The organism is Paramagnetospirillum caucaseum, assembly GCF_000342045.1.
Classification (GTDB): domain Bacteria; phylum Pseudomonadota; class Alphaproteobacteria; order Rhodospirillales; family Magnetospirillaceae; genus Phaeospirillum; species Phaeospirillum caucaseum.
This window is the reverse complement of record NZ_AONQ01000055.1, coordinates 16,407-30,015: the sequence shown is the minus strand read 5'-3', so window position 1 is coordinate 30,015 and position 13,609 is coordinate 16,407. Positions and strand designations below refer to the sequence as shown.

The 13,609-nt window shown below is 66.4% G+C and carries 15 protein-coding genes; 6 read left to right on the top strand and 9 right to left on the bottom strand.

Annotated elements, in window-relative coordinates; all coding sequences use genetic code 11:
- Nucleotides 1-1,089 (top strand): hypothetical protein (locus H261_RS17030; RefSeq protein ID WP_235062965.1); only part of this gene is annotated, 1,089 nt, incomplete at its 5' end.
- A 1-nt stretch (nucleotide 1,090) separates the two neighbouring features.
- The gene (locus H261_RS17025; RefSeq protein WP_152426928.1) at nucleotides 1,091-1,837 is read left to right on the top strand and encodes a hypothetical protein; all 747 of its coding nucleotides are present in this window, start codon (nucleotides 1,091-1,093) and stop codon (nucleotides 1,835-1,837) included.
- 14 nt (nucleotides 1,838-1,851) lie between these two features.
- Here H261_RS17025 and zapE read toward each other — a convergent pair whose 3' ends face one another.
- Together zapE and H261_RS17015 are read right to left on the bottom strand one after the other, a co-directional pair.
- On the bottom strand, nucleotides 1,852-3,015 hold the full coding sequence (gene zapE, locus H261_RS17020; protein ID WP_008619929.1) for a cell division protein ZapE: 1,164 nt from the start codon (nucleotides 3,013-3,015) through the stop codon (nucleotides 1,852-1,854).
- 70 nt (nucleotides 3,016-3,085) lie between these two features.
- Nucleotides 3,086-4,018, bottom strand: coding sequence for a DHH family phosphoesterase (locus H261_RS17015; protein WP_008619928.1), 933 nt, complete (start codon nucleotides 4,016-4,018; stop codon nucleotides 3,086-3,088).
- 159 nt (nucleotides 4,019-4,177) lie between these two features.
- On the opposite strand from H261_RS17015, the gene H261_RS17010 reads away from it, so the two are divergent.
- Entirely contained in the window at nucleotides 4,178-4,585 is a 408-nt protein-coding gene (locus H261_RS17010) for a hypothetical protein (RefSeq protein WP_008619927.1), read from the top strand.
- Nucleotides 4,586-4,652: 67 nt separating this feature from the next.
- On the opposite strand, the gene H261_RS17005 is transcribed toward H261_RS17010, so the two are convergent.
- The 6 genes from H261_RS17005 to H261_RS16980 all read right to left on the bottom strand — a co-directional run bounded on the left by H261_RS17005 (nucleotide 4,653) and on the right by H261_RS16980 (nucleotide 10,174).
- Nucleotides 4,653-5,432, bottom strand: a complete 780-nt coding sequence (locus tag H261_RS17005) for a succinate dehydrogenase iron-sulfur subunit (RefSeq protein ID WP_008619926.1) — start codon at nucleotides 5,430-5,432, stop codon at nucleotides 4,653-4,655.
- A 21-nt stretch (nucleotides 5,433-5,453) separates the two neighbouring features.
- Nucleotides 5,454-7,235, bottom strand: coding sequence for a succinate dehydrogenase flavoprotein subunit (gene sdhA / locus H261_RS17000; protein ID WP_008619925.1), 1,782 nt, complete (start codon nucleotides 7,233-7,235; stop codon nucleotides 5,454-5,456).
- A gap of 4 nt (nucleotides 7,236-7,239) precedes the next feature.
- Nucleotides 7,240-7,620, bottom strand: a complete 381-nt coding sequence (sdhD, locus tag H261_RS16995) for a succinate dehydrogenase, hydrophobic membrane anchor protein (protein WP_008619924.1) — start codon at nucleotides 7,618-7,620, stop codon at nucleotides 7,240-7,242.
- Between the two features lie 16 nt (nucleotides 7,621-7,636).
- Complete coding sequence (gene sdhC / locus H261_RS16990) at nucleotides 7,637-8,014, bottom strand: succinate dehydrogenase, cytochrome b556 subunit (RefSeq protein WP_040476771.1); 378 nt, start codon at nucleotides 8,012-8,014, stop codon at nucleotides 7,637-7,639.
- A gap of 196 nt (nucleotides 8,015-8,210) precedes the next feature.
- Complete coding sequence (locus H261_RS16985) at nucleotides 8,211-9,287, bottom strand: MaoC family dehydratase (protein ID WP_008619921.1); 1,077 nt, start codon at nucleotides 9,285-9,287, stop codon at nucleotides 8,211-8,213.
- Between the two features lie 14 nt (nucleotides 9,288-9,301).
- Nucleotides 9,302-10,174 (bottom strand): HpcH/HpaI aldolase/citrate lyase family protein, encoded by an 873-nt coding sequence (locus H261_RS16980; protein WP_008619920.1) that lies wholly within the window; start codon nucleotides 10,172-10,174, stop codon nucleotides 9,302-9,304.
- 91 nt (nucleotides 10,175-10,265) lie between these two features.
- On the opposite strand from H261_RS16980, the gene pdxY reads away from it, so the two are divergent.
- Complete coding sequence (gene pdxY, locus H261_RS16975) at nucleotides 10,266-11,117, top strand: pyridoxal kinase PdxY (RefSeq protein ID WP_008619919.1); 852 nt, start codon at nucleotides 10,266-10,268, stop codon at nucleotides 11,115-11,117.
- A gap of 27 nt (nucleotides 11,118-11,144) precedes the next feature.
- Entirely contained in the window at nucleotides 11,145-11,810 is a 666-nt protein-coding gene (locus tag H261_RS16970) for a LysE family translocator (protein WP_152426926.1), read from the top strand.
- A gap of 12 nt (nucleotides 11,811-11,822) precedes the next feature.
- Here the strand turns inward: H261_RS16970 and H261_RS16965 are convergent, their stop codons facing one another.
- Entirely contained in the window at nucleotides 11,823-12,494 is a 672-nt protein-coding gene (locus tag H261_RS16965) for a glutathione S-transferase family protein (protein ID WP_008619915.1), read from the bottom strand.
- A 148-nt stretch (nucleotides 12,495-12,642) separates the two neighbouring features.
- Between H261_RS16965 and H261_RS16960 the strand changes: the two genes are divergently transcribed.
- Nucleotides 12,643-13,497 carry a DUF4743 domain-containing protein gene (locus H261_RS16960; RefSeq protein WP_008619914.1) on the top strand — a complete coding sequence of 285 codons (855 nt, stop codon included), beginning with the start codon at nucleotides 12,643-12,645 and terminating at the stop codon, nucleotides 13,495-13,497.
- Nucleotides 13,498-13,609 lie beyond the last annotated feature (112 nt).

The following is a 13,609-nucleotide window of genomic DNA, read 5'->3' as shown; positions in this document are numbered from 1 at the left end:
GGAATGAACGTCTCCATGCTGAGAATCCTGCGGAAAGTATTCAGCGACGGCAGGTTCATTTCGGCAATATTGACGGCAATCGGCGGCGGCGCCGTCTTTGTATACGATTATCTGCAGGACGGTCTGCATCACTATCTTGTCAGTAATACCTATACCGAGATCAGCCGCACCTACGTCGTTCCGCCGCCGATGAGGAGCCAGGACGGAGTCGCCGTCCCCGCAACGGCGGTCCCCAGGGGGGGCAAGCCGGCGCCCCCTCTGTCGGCGCTTCCCGGTTCCATGGATGTGGGACCGCAGATGGAGGCCGAGATCAAGAAGGCGTTCGGAAGCGCCAGATATGAATTGCCCCGGAACCTCGCCGCGCCGACGGCGGCGGTCAGTATCGTCACCGTCCTGGTCTCGATCACCGGAAAGCCGGGCGAACAGCTTCGCTTCTCGGTTCCGAGCGGACGGTTCTATGGCGTCGCCATCGCCGGCGGCGAGGACGATGACAAGCTTGGTTTCGAGGAGAAGAATGCGACGGCGACGATCAAGATCGGCGCAAAGAACAAATCCAAGGGCAATGTCGTCATTACGCTCGCCCTGGAGGGGATGGCGGGCGACTACTCCCTGGATAACTACAAGAACAAGACGGATAAGATCGCCCGGGCGGGCCTGATGGCGGCTCTGGTGTTTACCGTGCTGATCATGTCGCTCGGCCTTCTGACCCTTTTCATGGCGTTCCTGCTGCATCGCCGGGTCTTGTCCGTGCAGGACTGCAACGACGTCCAGAACCGGCAGTTGGCGGATCTGGCGGCCAATCTGGACGACAGCCGGAGCAAGCTCGACGAGCACGGCAACATCCTGGGCAGGATTCAGGAGTTGGTGATCAAGATCGGCCTCGCCGTTTCCAAGGAATCCTCGGCGGGCGGCCATGCCGCCAAGAACGTCGATACCGACATCAAGCGGATGATTGCGGAATTCGGCCGGGTGCCGATCGACGAGGAGACGGTGACGCGGTTCTCCGACGTCACCCATTCCCAGGCCATCATCAATCACCGAGCCGCCAACGCCAAGGATGCGCTGGGCGGTGTTCTGGGCGGGCAATGACATGCTGACGGATATCGAACTGTGCCATGTTTATCTGCGCGACTACATGGCGCTGAACCGCCTGTCCGACGAGGACGAGGCGTCGATCGCCATCGCCAGGGAACGGGCGGCGCAGATTCTTGCGCAGGACCCGCGCAACCGGGTCTCGTTCAGCGTGATGATCGACGACGAGGAAGGCATCCTGGCCAGCCGGGAGGATCTGGACGCCATCCGGAAGGCCATCGAGGCACACGGCATCACGCTGGAGCGCATCATCTTCGAATCGGAACTGAACCGCTACGGCGACGCCCTGATCAAGACCTTGCGCCCGAACGTCCTGGCGGTCGACCGCGAGCATGTCTACCTGAACCTGTCGACCGAGGACCGCCTGCTCTGGGCCGACGAGAACCTGCGGGAAATGAAGTCCATCAAGAAGATTTTCCTGGAGACCGTATTGTCGCCGGAGCCGGAAGGCGCCGACGACCGCGGCGAGCGCCACCGTTCGCGTTTCTGGGTGGCGCTGCGGACCCAGCAGAGCGACGGAACCTTCATCTACGGTTGTTCGCTCCTGACGGCGGTCTGGTACCTGCACCGCCTGGGCGTCGAGGGATTCTGCGAAGAGGACGGGGCGCAGCGGGCCGACCGGGTCCTGAACGTCATTCCCCTGAAGTACCTGAAGTCGGAGGGGATTGCCCTCGACCTCGTCAACCTTTCCGCCGCGACGCGTATCCGCAAGATCAGGCGCAAGGTCGACTACGTTTTCGTCTGAGGGCCGGGCCTTCCCTATCCCAGGTGTTCCCGCATCACGTAATCCTCGGCCTGCATCTCCATCAGGCGCGATACGGTGCGCTGGAACTCGAAGGCGCCGATTCCCTCGGGATAAAGGGTTTCCGGCGGGGCGGCGGCGGAGCAGATCAGGGTCACCTTGTGCTCGTACAGCGCGTCGATCAGGGTGACGAAGCGCCTTGCCTCGTCCTTGTTGGCCGGCGACAGCAGGGGAATGTCCGACAGCACCAGGGTGTGGTAGCGCGCCGCCAGGGCCAGATAGTCGCTGGGTCCCAGCGCCGTGCCGCACAATTGGGAGAAGGCGAAGCGGGCCACGCCGGCTCCGGCCAGGGGGACGCGCATCTGGCGGCCGTTCACCTCGATGGTGTGGGGATTGGTGCTGGCGCCTTCGGTCAGGCGGGCGAAGGCCAGTTCCAGGGCGTTCTCCGCCTCTTCGGAGAGCGGCGCGTGGTAGACCTGCAGGCCGCGCTTGCGGCCCAGACGGTAGTCGCGCTCCGAGTTCAGTTCCAGGATGTCGAGTTTGTCCTCGATCAGCTTGATGAACGGGACGAAGCGCTCGCGCTGCAATCCGTCCTTGTACAGGTCGTTGGGGTGGCGGTTGGAGGTGATCACCACCACCACGCCGTCGTCCATCAGGCACTTGAACAGCCGGCCGACGATCATGGCGTCGGCGATGTCGGAGACCTGCAACTCGTCCAGGCACAGCAGCCAGGCCTCGGCCGCGATGGAGCGGGCCAGCTTGGGGATGGGGTCGGAATCGCCGCGGCTCGGCGTCTGGCGCCATTTGTGGATGTCGGCGTGGATGTCGCGCATGAACTCGTGGAAATGCACGCGCTTCTTGCCCGGAATCGAGGCGGTGTGGAAGAACAGGTCCATCAGCATGGACTTGCCGCGCCCCACCTCGCCGAAGATGTACAGGCCGTGCTTGGGCGCCGCCTGGGCCGCCAGATCACCGCCGCCCCAGGTCCAGGTGGAGGACGGCGCCGCCTTCTTCAGGCCGAAGCGGGCCAGCCAGCCGGTCTCGCCCAGCGCCGGGCGATAGCGTGCCAGGGCGTGGTGGAGGCTCTGCAGCTTCTCCATGGCCAGTTCCTGGGCGACATCGGGCCGGACCTCGCCGTTCTGGACCTTGGCGCGGTAGGCGAACAGGGGGCCTTCGCCCATGGTGACGCTCTGCTCCCGAAACGAAAGCGGGCGGGAGTTGCCTCCCGCCCGGTCGTGGATGCCCGGCCGTTCAGCCGTCGGCGGTGATCTTGGCGATGATGTCGCCCAGCGCCTTGTCGCACACGGCGTTGTCCACCTGGCAGGTGCCGGCGTTGGCGTGGCCGCCGCCGCCGTACTTCAGGCACAGCTCGCCCACATTGGTCTTGGACGAGCGGTTGACGATGGATTTGCCGATGGCGAACACGGTGTTCTGCTTCTTGACGCCCCACAGCTCGTGGATGGAGATGTTGGTCTCCGGGTACAGCGCGTAGATCATGAAGCGGTTGCCGGCGTAGATGGTCTCCTCGCCGCGCAGGTCCAGCACCACCAGGTTCTTGTGGACGGTGGAGCAGCGCTTGATCTGCTCCTTGAACTTGTCGGCGTGCTCGAAATAGATGTCGGTCCGTTCCTTGACGTCGGGCAGGGCCAGGATCTGGTCGATGTTGTGGTTCCGGCAGTAATCGATCAGGTCCATCATCAGCTGGTAGTTTGACACCCGGAACTCGCGGAAGCGGCCCAGGCCGGTGCGGGCGTCCATGATGTAGTTCAGCAGGGTCCAGCCGGTGGGGTCGAGAATCTCGTCCAGGGAGTACTGGGCGGAATCGCCCTGGTCCACCGCCGCCATCATCTCGTTCCAGGAGGCCGGGAACACCTTGGCGCCGCCGTAGTAGTTATAGACCACGCGGGCCGCCGAGGGGGCCTCGGCCTCGATGACGTGGTTTTCCTTCTTGCCCACCCGAATGGTCTCGGACAGGTGGTGGTCGAAGGCGATGTGCACCCCCTCCACATAGGGCAGGTTGGTGGTGATGTCCTTCGGCCCGATCTCGATGATGCCGTCCTGCATATCCTTCGGGTGGACGAACTTGATGTCGTCGATGAGATCGAGCTGCTTCAGCAGCACCGCGCAGACCAGACCGTCGAAGTCGCTGCGGGTAACCAGCCGGAATTTCTTGCCGTCGGACATAGACCTACTCCTCTTTCCCACCCCAGGGGTAGACGCCATTTCCCCGAGAATAGCCCCGAGTGATCCCAGTGACAACGTCCCAGGCGCAGGAATGTTTCCAAAACCCGGCCTTTGGTTTAAACATTGGGGCGACCCCACCGGTTTTCATGGGCTTTTCCGATGCATGCTTTCCGCAGTGCCGCTCTTGCCGTCCTTATCACCTTGGTCGGCGGCTGTTCGTCGGGGGACGCCTTCGTCGACCGCGGCTACATGGACCGCTCCATCAAGAAGCAGAAATTGCCCGGCTATGACGGGCAGGTGACGGTCTGCTTCGGCGGCGATACCCCCCGGGCCGAGCGGGACCGCCTGGCCGCCGAGGCCTGCGAGGTCTACGGACTGAAATCCATGTTGAGCAGCGAAATCAGATGGCAATGTCGCCTGACCACGCCGCACCGCGCCAATTACCGCTGTTTCGATCCCGACATGCGCATGGCCGACGGAACGCTGGTCGATCCGTTCTCCGCCTCGCGGGTCAAGGACTGGCAGCGCGAACGGGACCGGCAGGGGCCGGCCGCCGCCGGCGAATAGGAACGGAAAAAAGGGGCGGCTCCCGTCGGGAACCGCCCCTTTTCCGTTCGTTCGACCGGGATGCCGCTCAGACGCGGCGCTCCATGATCTTTTCCTTGATGGCACCGATCGCCTTGGCCGGGTTGAGGCCCTTGGGGCAGGTCTTGGTGCAGTTCATGATGGTGTGGCAGCGATAGAGCTTGAAGGGATCTTCAAGATCGTCCAGACGCTCGCCGGTCATCTCGTCGCGGGAGTCGAGAATCCAGCGGGCGGCCTGCAGCAGCACCGACGGGCCCAGGTAACGGTCGCCGTTCCACCAGTAGCTGGGGCAGCTGGTCTGGCAGCAGAAGCACAGGATGCATTCCCACAGGCCGTCGAGCTTCTCGCGCTCTTCCGGGCTCTGCAGGCGCTCGCCATCGGGCGGGGGCGCGGTCTGGGTCTGCATCCAGGGCTTGATGGAGGCCAGCTGGGCGTAGGGCAGGGTCAGGTCGGGGATCAGGTCCTTGACCACCGGCATGTGCGGCAGCGGATAGATCGCCGCGTCGCCCTTGATGTCCTCGATGGGCTTGAGGCAGGCCAGGGTGTTGGTGCCGTCGATGTTCATGGCGCACGAGCCGCAGATGCCCTCGCGGCACGAGCGGCGGAAGGTAAGCGTCGAGTCGATCTCGTTCTTGATCTTCAGCAGGGCGTCCAGAACCATCGGGCCGCAGGCGTCAAGATCGATCTCGTAGCTGTCGAGCCGCGGGTTGGCGTTGGAATCGGGGTCGTAGCGGTAGATCTTGAAGACCTTGACGTTCTTGGCGCCGGCAGCCTTGTAGACCTTGCCGGGCTGGACCCGCGAATTGGGGGGCAGGGCGAATTCAACCATGTGCGTTCTCCTAACCCTTCCTTAGTACACGCGCTTCTGCGGCTTGATGTACTCGACCTCGTCGGTCAGCGTGTAGGTGTGCACCGGACGGTAGTCCAGCTTCACCTTGCCGCTCTCGACCCAGGCCAGCGAGTGCTTCTGCCAGTTGACGTCGTCGCGGTCGGGATAATCCTCGTGGGCGTGGGCGCCGCGGCTTTCGTGGCGGGCTTCCGCCGACACGATGGTGGCCAGGGCGCAATCCATCAGGTTTTCCAGTTCCAGCGCCTCGACCAGGTCCGAGTTCCACACGGTGGAGCGGTCGTTGATCTTGAGCTGGGGCAGGGTCGAAGCGACCTGATCCATCTTGGCGCAGCCTTCGGCCAGCGACTTGGACGTGCGGAACACCGCCGCGTCCATCTGCATGGTCTTCTGCATGGCCAGACGAATCTCGCTGGTATGCATGGAGCCGTTGGCGTTGCGCAGCCGGTCGAAGCGCGACAGGGCGAGGTCGCTGCCGTCCTTGGGCAGCGGCTTGTGCGGCGTGCCGGGCTTCATGGTCTCGGCGGCGCGGAGCGCGCAGGCGCGGCCGAACACCACGATGTCCAGCAGCGAGTTGGTGCCCAGACGGTTGGCGCCGTGCACCGAGACGCAGGCCGCCTCGCCGATGGCCATCAGGCCTTCGACGGTGGCGTCGGGGTTCTCGGCGGTGGGGCGCAGCACCTCGCCGTACACGTTGGTGGGGATACCGCCCATGTTGTAGTGGACGGTCGGCAGCACCGGGATCGGCTCCTTGGTCACGTCCACGCCGGCGAAGATCTTCGCCGTCTCGGAAATGCCCGGCAGGCGCAGTTCCAGGGTCTCGGCCCCCAGATGTTCCAGGTGCAGGTAGATGTGGTCGTTTTCCTTGCCCACGCCGCGGCCTTCGCGGATTTCCATGGTCATGGCGCGCGACACCACGTCGCGGGACGCCAGGTCCTTGGCGGTGGGGGCATAGCGCTCCATGAAGCGCTCGCCGGCGGAATTGGTGACGTAGCCGCCCTCGCCGCGGGCGCCCTCGGTGATCAGGCAGCCCGAACCGTAGATGCCGGTGGGGTGGAACTGCACGAATTCCATGTCCTGCAGCGGCAGGCCGGCGCGGGCGACCAAGCCGTGGCCGTCGCCGGTGCAGGTGTGCGCCGAGGTGCAGGAGAAGAAGGCGCGGCCATAGCCGCCCGAGGCCAGCACCACCTTATGGGCGCGGAAGCGGTGCAGCGTGCCGTCATCCAGGTTCCAGGCGACGACGCCGCGGCAGGCGCCGTTCTCCATGATCAGGTCGATGGCGAAGTACTCGATGAAGAACTCGCACTGGTGCTTCAGGCACTGGGAGTACAGCGTGTGCAGGATGGCATGCCCGGTGCGGTCGGCGGCGGCGCAGGCGCGCTGCACCGGCTTCTCGCCGAAATTGGACATGTGGCCGCCGAACGGACGCTGGTAGATCTTGCCTTCCGGAGTGCGCGAGAACGGCACGCCGAAATGCTCCAGCTCGTGCACGGCCGGCACGGCCTCGCGGCACATGTACTCGATGGCGTCCTGGTCGCCCAGCCAGTCCGACCCCTTGACGGTGTCGTACATGTGCCACTTCCAGTTGTCCTCGGCCATGTTGCCGAGCGACGCGCCGATGCCGCCCTGGGCGGCCACGGTGTGCGAGCGGGTGGGGAACACCTTGGTGATGCAGGCGGTCTTGAAGCCGGCCTGACCCATGCCCATGGTGGCGCGCAGGCCGGCGCCACCGGCGCCGACGACGACCACGTCGTAGGTATGGTCGATGATCTTGTAGGCGGCCATGGCGTCAGGCTCCAATCGCGACTTTGAGGATCGACACCGTCATGAAGACGGCGAGGAAGGCGATGACCAGCTTGGACCCGACCAGGGCTGCGATCTTCTTGCACTCGCAGTGGACGTAATCCTCGATCACCACCTGCAGGCCCAGCTGGGCGTGATACATCACGGTCAGCATGGTCAGCAGCAGCAGCGAGGCATTGCCGGGCTTGGCCATCCACGCCTTGAAGGTGGCGTAGTCGGCGTGCGACAGGCCGATCACGGAGACGGCGAACCACAGCGACAGGGGGATCAGGAAGATGGCGGTGACGCGCTGGGCGATCCAGTGGCCGGCGCCTTCCTTGGCGGAACCGAGGCCGCGGGCGCGGCCGACAGGGGATTCGAGGCTCATTGTCGTGCGCTCCCGATTACAGGCCGATGATCCAGGCCAGCACGGTCAGCGCGGCGGTGGCGCCCACGACCATGCGGCCCGACTTGTCGGCCTCGGCGATTCCGTAGCCACGGCCCTTGTCCCAGAACAGGTGACGGATGCCGTTGCACAGGTGATAGAACAGGGCGCCGGTCCAGCCGAACAGCGCCAGCTTGCCCAGCCACGACCCCAGGACCGCCTGGGCATGGCCGTAGGCGGCGGGGCCGTAGGCGGCCGAGGCCAGCCAGTACGCCAGCACGACGGTGCCAACCGCCAAGGCCACGCCGGTGGCGCGGTGGGTGATGGACAGGATGGCCGTGAACGGCATCCGATAAACCTGGATATGAGGCGAAAGCGGCCGGGTGCGCGTTGTCATGGCTGGAGCCCCTGAAATACGGACGACGAGGACCTGTGATCGGCCCTTTGCGGCGATGCGGTGTAGGTGTTTAGCCCCTCGAGCCCTCGGAGTCAACGATAGGGACCACACTTTCCGGCGGGAAATCCTACCCGGAGGGAGTAGGGCGAAACGCGGAAGGGGGGAGGGGGCTCCCTCCTCCGCGGCCGGTTCGGGCTTACTTCTTCCTGGGCATCAGCACGGTGTAGTCGAAGTCCAGGACCACGGCCGGGTCGAAGTCCTTGCCGTTTTCCGCCTTGAGGGGGAAGCCGGCGCAAGGCTGGTTCTTGGTGGCGACGAGGCGGAGCCGCAGCGCGCCCACGTCCTTGCGGCCGGGCACCTCGATCTTTTCCAGCACTTCGGTCCAGGCGTGGATGGTGTCGCCGGCGAAGGTGGGGTTGGTGTGGCGGCCGCCGTTGATGGCGACGAGCTTGAAGGCGTTGCCCAACCCGTTGAACGACAGGGCGCGGGCGATGGAGATGATGTGGCCGCCATAGATCAGGCGGCGGCCGAAGCGGCCCTGGCCCTCGGTGTACTGATTGAAGTGCACCTTGGCGGTGTTCTGCCACAGGCGGGTGGCCATCATGTGCTCGGCTTCCTCGATGGTCATGCCGTCCACATGGTCGATCTTCTCGCCCACGGCGTAGTCGTCCCACAGGTGGGGGCTGCCGGCCAGGGTGGTGTCGTAATCGCCCAGACGCAGATTGTCGGGAATCACCAGATCGGCGGCGGCGACGGCGCCCGGCAATTCCGGCACCTTCTCCTCGGAGGTGGCGGCGTTCTGGTCGCGCTTCCTGACCATCACCCAGCGCACGTAGTCCACCACCATCTCGTGGAGCTGGTTGGTGCCCACCGAGCGGACATAGACCACGCCGGTCTGCTTGTTGGAATTTTCCTTCAGCCCGATCACCGTCGAGGTGGTGGTGATGGTGTCGCCGGGATAGACCATCTCGCCGAAGCGGCCCATGGCATAGCCCAGATTGGCCACGGCGTTGAGGCTGATGTCGGGGACGGTCTTGCCGAACACCACATGGAAGGCCAGCAGGTCGTCGACGGGGGCGATGTGGCCCATGTTCTCGGCGGCCAGCCCGATGGCCTTGGCGAACTCGGCCGAGGAATTGACGGCGAAGCGCGAGCCGTAGAGCGCGGTGTACAGCGCCACGTCGCCGGCGGTGACGGTGCGCGGCGTGGCGTGGCTGATCACCTGGCCGAGGCGGAAGTCCTCGAAGAAATTACCGGAATTGGTCTTGGTCATGATGGTGGTACTCCTCAGGCCATGGCGGCGATCTGGTCGGACAGCGCCACGACGCGCCGGGCGTTCTCGACGTGCAGGTTCTCGACCAGCTTGCCGTCGACCACGACGACGCCCTTGCCGGCGGCGGCGGCCTCGGCATGGGCGGCGATGATCCGGCGCGACCACTCGATCTCCTTCTCCGACGGCGCGAAGACGCGATTGGCGGCGTCGATGGTCTTGGGGTGGATCAGGGTCTTGCCGTCGAAGCCCAGCTCCAGACCCTGGCGGCAGGCGGCCTCGAAGCCCTCGTCGTCGTTGAGGTCGAGATAGACGCCGTCCAGGGCGGCCAAGCCCCAGGCGCGCGCCGCCAGCAGGCAAAGCCCCAGGCTGGTGATCATCGGCAGGCGGTCACGGGTGTGGGCGCAGTGCAGGTCCTTGGCCAGGTCCGAGGTGCCCATGACGAAGCCGCCCATGCGCGGGCTGGAGCCGGCGATCTCTTCCGCCCTCAGCATGCCGCGCGGCGTCTCCATCATGCACCAGATGGCCATGTCGGCCGGCGCCCCATTGGCGGCCATGATGGCCTCCACCTGACGCACGGTGTCGGCGCTTTCCACCTTGGGGATCAGCACGGCGTGGGCGCCGGACGAGGCGGCGGCGGCCACGTCGGCCTGGCCCCAGGGGGTGGCCAGGGAGTTGACGCGCACCAGCAGCTCGCGGGCGCCGTAGCCGCCGGCCTTGACCGCGTCCACCACCTGTTTGCGGGCGTCTTCCTTGGCGTCGGGGGCGACGGCGTCCTCCAGGTCGAGGATCAGGCCGTCGGCCGCCAGGGTCCGGGCCTTTTCCAGGGCACGCGGATTGGAGCCGGGCATGTAGAGGACGGAACGGCGGGGCCGCGCGGTGGTGGCCATGGACGAAACTCCCGAAAATGACAAAAGGCGGGGCAGACTACCCGATGGTCTGGTTGCGGCGCAACATTGCATCGTCTATACCGGGCCGGACATGAAGATTCTTTCTTTCCAGTCGGCGGTGACCTTCGGCCACGTCGGCAATTCCGCCGCCATCTTCACCCTGCAGCGCCTGGGGCTGGACGCCTGTCCGGTGGACACGGTGCAGTTCTCCAACCATCCCGGCCACGGGATCTGGCGGGGGAACGCCCATCCCGCCGCCGATCTGCGGGCGGTGGTCGAGGGGCTCGACGCCGCCGGGCTGCTGGAAAGCTGCGGCGCGGTGCTGTCCGGCTATCTGGGCCAGGCCGAGACCGGTGCTGTGGTGGCCGGGGCGGTGGAGCGGCTGCGGCGCCACCATTCCGGCGCCCCCTATCTCTGCGATCCGGTGATGGGCGACGAGGATGGCGGCCTCTACGTGGCCGAGGGCATCCCCGAGATGTTCGCCGGCACCCTGCTGCCCCTGGCCGACATCGCCACCCCCAACCGCTTCGAACTGGGAATGTTGACCGGCCGGCCGATCGGCGGCGTCACCGATGCGATCGACGCCTCGCACCTGTTGATGGCGCGGGGAACCAAGGCGGTGGTGACCACCAGCCTGGCGGTGGGCGACGGCATGATCGGCTGCCTGGCGGTGAATGCCGGGGGCGCCTGGATGGTGCGCACGCCGCACTTGCGCTTCGCCACGCCCCCCAACGGCGGCGGCGACACCCTGTCGGCGCTGCTGCTGGCCCATCTCCTGAAAGGCCGCGACCTGCCCGAGGCCCTGTCCATGGCGGTGTCCAGCCTTTACGGCGTGCTGGAGAGGACCCGCAGCGCCGGCGGGCGGGAACTGGCCCTGGTGGCGGCACAGGACGAGATCGTCCTGCCCACCCGGTTCTTTCCGCCCCTGCCGGTCGGGATTTGACCTTCCGCCCTTGACCCGGAGGGGCGGTTGCGTCTTTCCTGGCGCCCCGTTTCCCCCGCCGAGGTCCCCTTGGAGCCCGTCATCCCGTTCCTGCGCGGCATCGCCATCGGTTTCGCCATCGCCGCGCCCATCGGGCCGGTGGGCATCCTGTGCATCAGGAAGGCGCTGGCCGACGGTCGGCTGGCCGCCTTCGTGGCCGGGCTGGGGGCGGCGGCGGCCGATACCCTGTTCGGGGCGGTGGCGGCCTTCGGCATCGGCGCGGTGATGGGCTTCGTCAACGGCCAGATGGTGGCGCTGAAGGTGGTGGGCGGCGTGTTCATGCTGGGGCTGGGTGTCCATACCTGGCGCTCGGCGGCGGTATCGGTGGAGGCCGGGCCGGGCAAGGGCCCCGGCATGCTCCGCGACTTCCTCTCCACCTTCGCCATCACCATCACCAATCCCGGCACCATCTTCGGGGTGGCGGGGGTTTTCGCCGCGCTTGGTCCCATGGGGCGGCCGGGACTCGGCCTGCCCACCGGCCTGCTGGTGGCGGGCATCTTCACGGGCTCGGCGCTGTGGTGGCTGACCTTGTCCGCCCTGGCCTCGGCGGCGCGCAACCGCTTCACTCCCGAGCGCATGCGGCGCTTCAACCACCTGTCGGGCGCCATGCTGATGGTGTTCGGAGCGGCCGCCCTGGGCAGTCTGCTGTTTTAGCAGGTCAAGCGGCTAGAAATCCGGATTGGCATAATGCCGGGGAGGCGGCATGCCGGGCAGGTGGTCGGCCAGCAGGACGCGGAAGCTGGGGCGCGACTTGACGCGGGCGTACCAGTCCTTGGCCGGGGCATGGGCGTCCCACGGCACGTCGCCCACGTAATCCACGGCGGAAATCTGGGCGGCGGCGGCGATGTCGGCCAGGGTGAAGATCCCCCCCGCCAGATAGCCGTGCCGCTCGGCCAGCTTGCCCACATAGTCCAGGTGCTGGTGGATATGGGTGTAGCCGGTGCGGATACGCCGCGAATCCGGCTCGTTGCGTCCCGATTCCAGGCGCTTGAACACCTTTTCGCCCACTAGGTGGTCGGTGACCTCGGCATGGAATTTCTGCCCGAACCAGGCGACCAGGCGGCGCACCTCGGCCCGGGCCAGCGGCTCGGCGGGCAGCAGCGGCGTCTCGCGGCTGGTTTCCTCCAGATACTCGACGATGGCGGCAGAATCGGCCAGGACGGCGCCGTCCTCCTCGACCAGGACGGGCAGCAGGCCCGCCGGATTGAGGGCAAGGAAATCGGGCCGGCCTTCCCAGGTCTTCTCGATCCGGGGCTCGAAATCCAGCTTCTTCTCGGCGAGCACGACGCGCACGAGGCGCGAGAAGGGGCAGAGCGGATGATGGTAAAGGGTCCTCATGCCTCTCTTTTACCGCTTTTCCCGGAGCGAGAACAGGGGGTGGGAGGCTGATATGAACATTTCTTAAATGAATGCCGCACTGCGTCATGACCTTGACGCGTGCGGCGGCGGGCGTCACCCTGGCGGCCTTTCCCGCCGGAGCCCCGCCATGGCCTTCCTCGACCACGTCAGAACCTGCAACCGCCACGACCTGTCGAAGTTCCGGCCGTTCTCGGTGGAGGGCAAGTGGATCGGCTGGGTGCGCCATGACGTGGCCCAGCGCCTTGCCGCCTTTCCCGAGGCCTTCCGCGTCTCCATCGAGGGTGTCAGCCTCCACCCCGCCTTGGCCACCCCCGAGGCGCGCAGCGCCGCCATCGACGAGGTCGCCCGCGAACTGGCCGGACATTGGGGAACGCCCCAATTGCGCGGTGAGCGCTACCGGGTGGCGGCACGCTTCGGCGATCCCGCCCTGATGAGCATCGACCGCGGCGTGGTCAGCCTGTTCGGCATCCGCGCCTATGGCGTCCACGCCAACGGCCTGGTGCGCCGCCCCGACGGAATGCACCTGTGGATCGGGCGGCGCGCCAAGGACAAGAGCGTGGCGCCCGACAAGCTGGACAACATGGTGGCCGGCGGCCAGCCCAGCGACCTGTCCCTGGCCGACAACCTGGTCAAGGAGGCGGCCGAGGAGGCCGACATCCCCGCGGCGCTGGCCGCCACCGCCCGGCCGGTGGGCGCCGTCTCCTATTGCCTGGAGGACGAGTGGGGCCTCAAGCCCGACGTGATGTTCTGCTACGACCTGGAGGTCCCCGAAGGCTTCACGCCGCGCAACACCGACGGCGAACTGCAGGGCTTCACCCTGATGCCGGTGGCCGAAGTGGCGCGGTTGGTCCGGGACACCGACGCGTTCAAGTTCAACGTCAATCTGGTGATCACCGACTTCCTGATCCGCCACGGCCTGATCTCGCCCGACGTCGAGCCCGATTACGTCGACCTGGTGGGCGGTCTCAGGAAGGGCTGGTGAGGCTAGGCCTCGATAAACCGGGGCCTGGCTAGGCCCAAGGGGCCGCGCGGCTTATGCCGCGGGAGCCAAGCGCGCGGAGGCGCGCGCCCGGCGCCTGAGGGGCCATGATAAA

What these genes read in the sequence shown, in the direction of transcription:
- H261_RS17025 (WP_152426928.1), top strand. Translation starts at nt 1,091, where the DNA reads ATGCTGACGGATATCGAACTGTGCCATGTTTATCTGCGCGACTACATG.
- zapE (WP_008619929.1), bottom strand. Translation starts at nt 3,015, where the DNA reads ATGGGCGAAGGCCCCCTGTTCGCCTACCGCGCCAAGGTCCAGAACGGC.
- H261_RS17015 (WP_008619928.1), bottom strand. Translation starts at nt 4,018, where the DNA reads ATGTCCGACGGCAAGAAATTCCGGCTGGTTACCCGCAGCGACTTCGAC.
- H261_RS17010 (WP_008619927.1), top strand. Translation starts at nt 4,178, where the DNA reads ATGCATGCTTTCCGCAGTGCCGCTCTTGCCGTCCTTATCACCTTGGTC.
- H261_RS17005 (WP_008619926.1), bottom strand. Translation starts at nt 5,432, where the DNA reads ATGGTTGAATTCGCCCTGCCCCCCAATTCGCGGGTCCAGCCCGGCAAG.
- sdhA (WP_008619925.1), bottom strand. Translation starts at nt 7,235, where the DNA reads ATGGCCGCCTACAAGATCATCGACCATACCTACGACGTGGTCGTCGTC.
- sdhD (WP_008619924.1), bottom strand. Translation starts at nt 7,620, where the DNA reads ATGAGCCTCGAATCCCCTGTCGGCCGCGCCCGCGGCCTCGGTTCCGCC.
- sdhC (WP_040476771.1), bottom strand. Translation starts at nt 8,014, where the DNA reads ATGACAACGCGCACCCGGCCGCTTTCGCCTCATATCCAGGTTTATCGG.
- H261_RS16985 (WP_008619921.1), bottom strand. Translation starts at nt 9,287, where the DNA reads ATGACCAAGACCAATTCCGGTAATTTCTTCGAGGACTTCCGCCTCGGC.
- H261_RS16980 (WP_008619920.1), bottom strand. Translation starts at nt 10,174, where the DNA reads ATGGCCACCACCGCGCGGCCCCGCCGTTCCGTCCTCTACATGCCCGGC.
- pdxY (WP_008619919.1), top strand. Translation starts at nt 10,266, where the DNA reads ATGAAGATTCTTTCTTTCCAGTCGGCGGTGACCTTCGGCCACGTCGGC.
- H261_RS16965 (WP_008619915.1), bottom strand. Translation starts at nt 12,494, where the DNA reads ATGAGGACCCTTTACCATCATCCGCTCTGCCCCTTCTCGCGCCTCGTG.
- H261_RS16960 (WP_008619914.1), top strand. Translation starts at nt 12,643, where the DNA reads ATGGCCTTCCTCGACCACGTCAGAACCTGCAACCGCCACGACCTGTCG.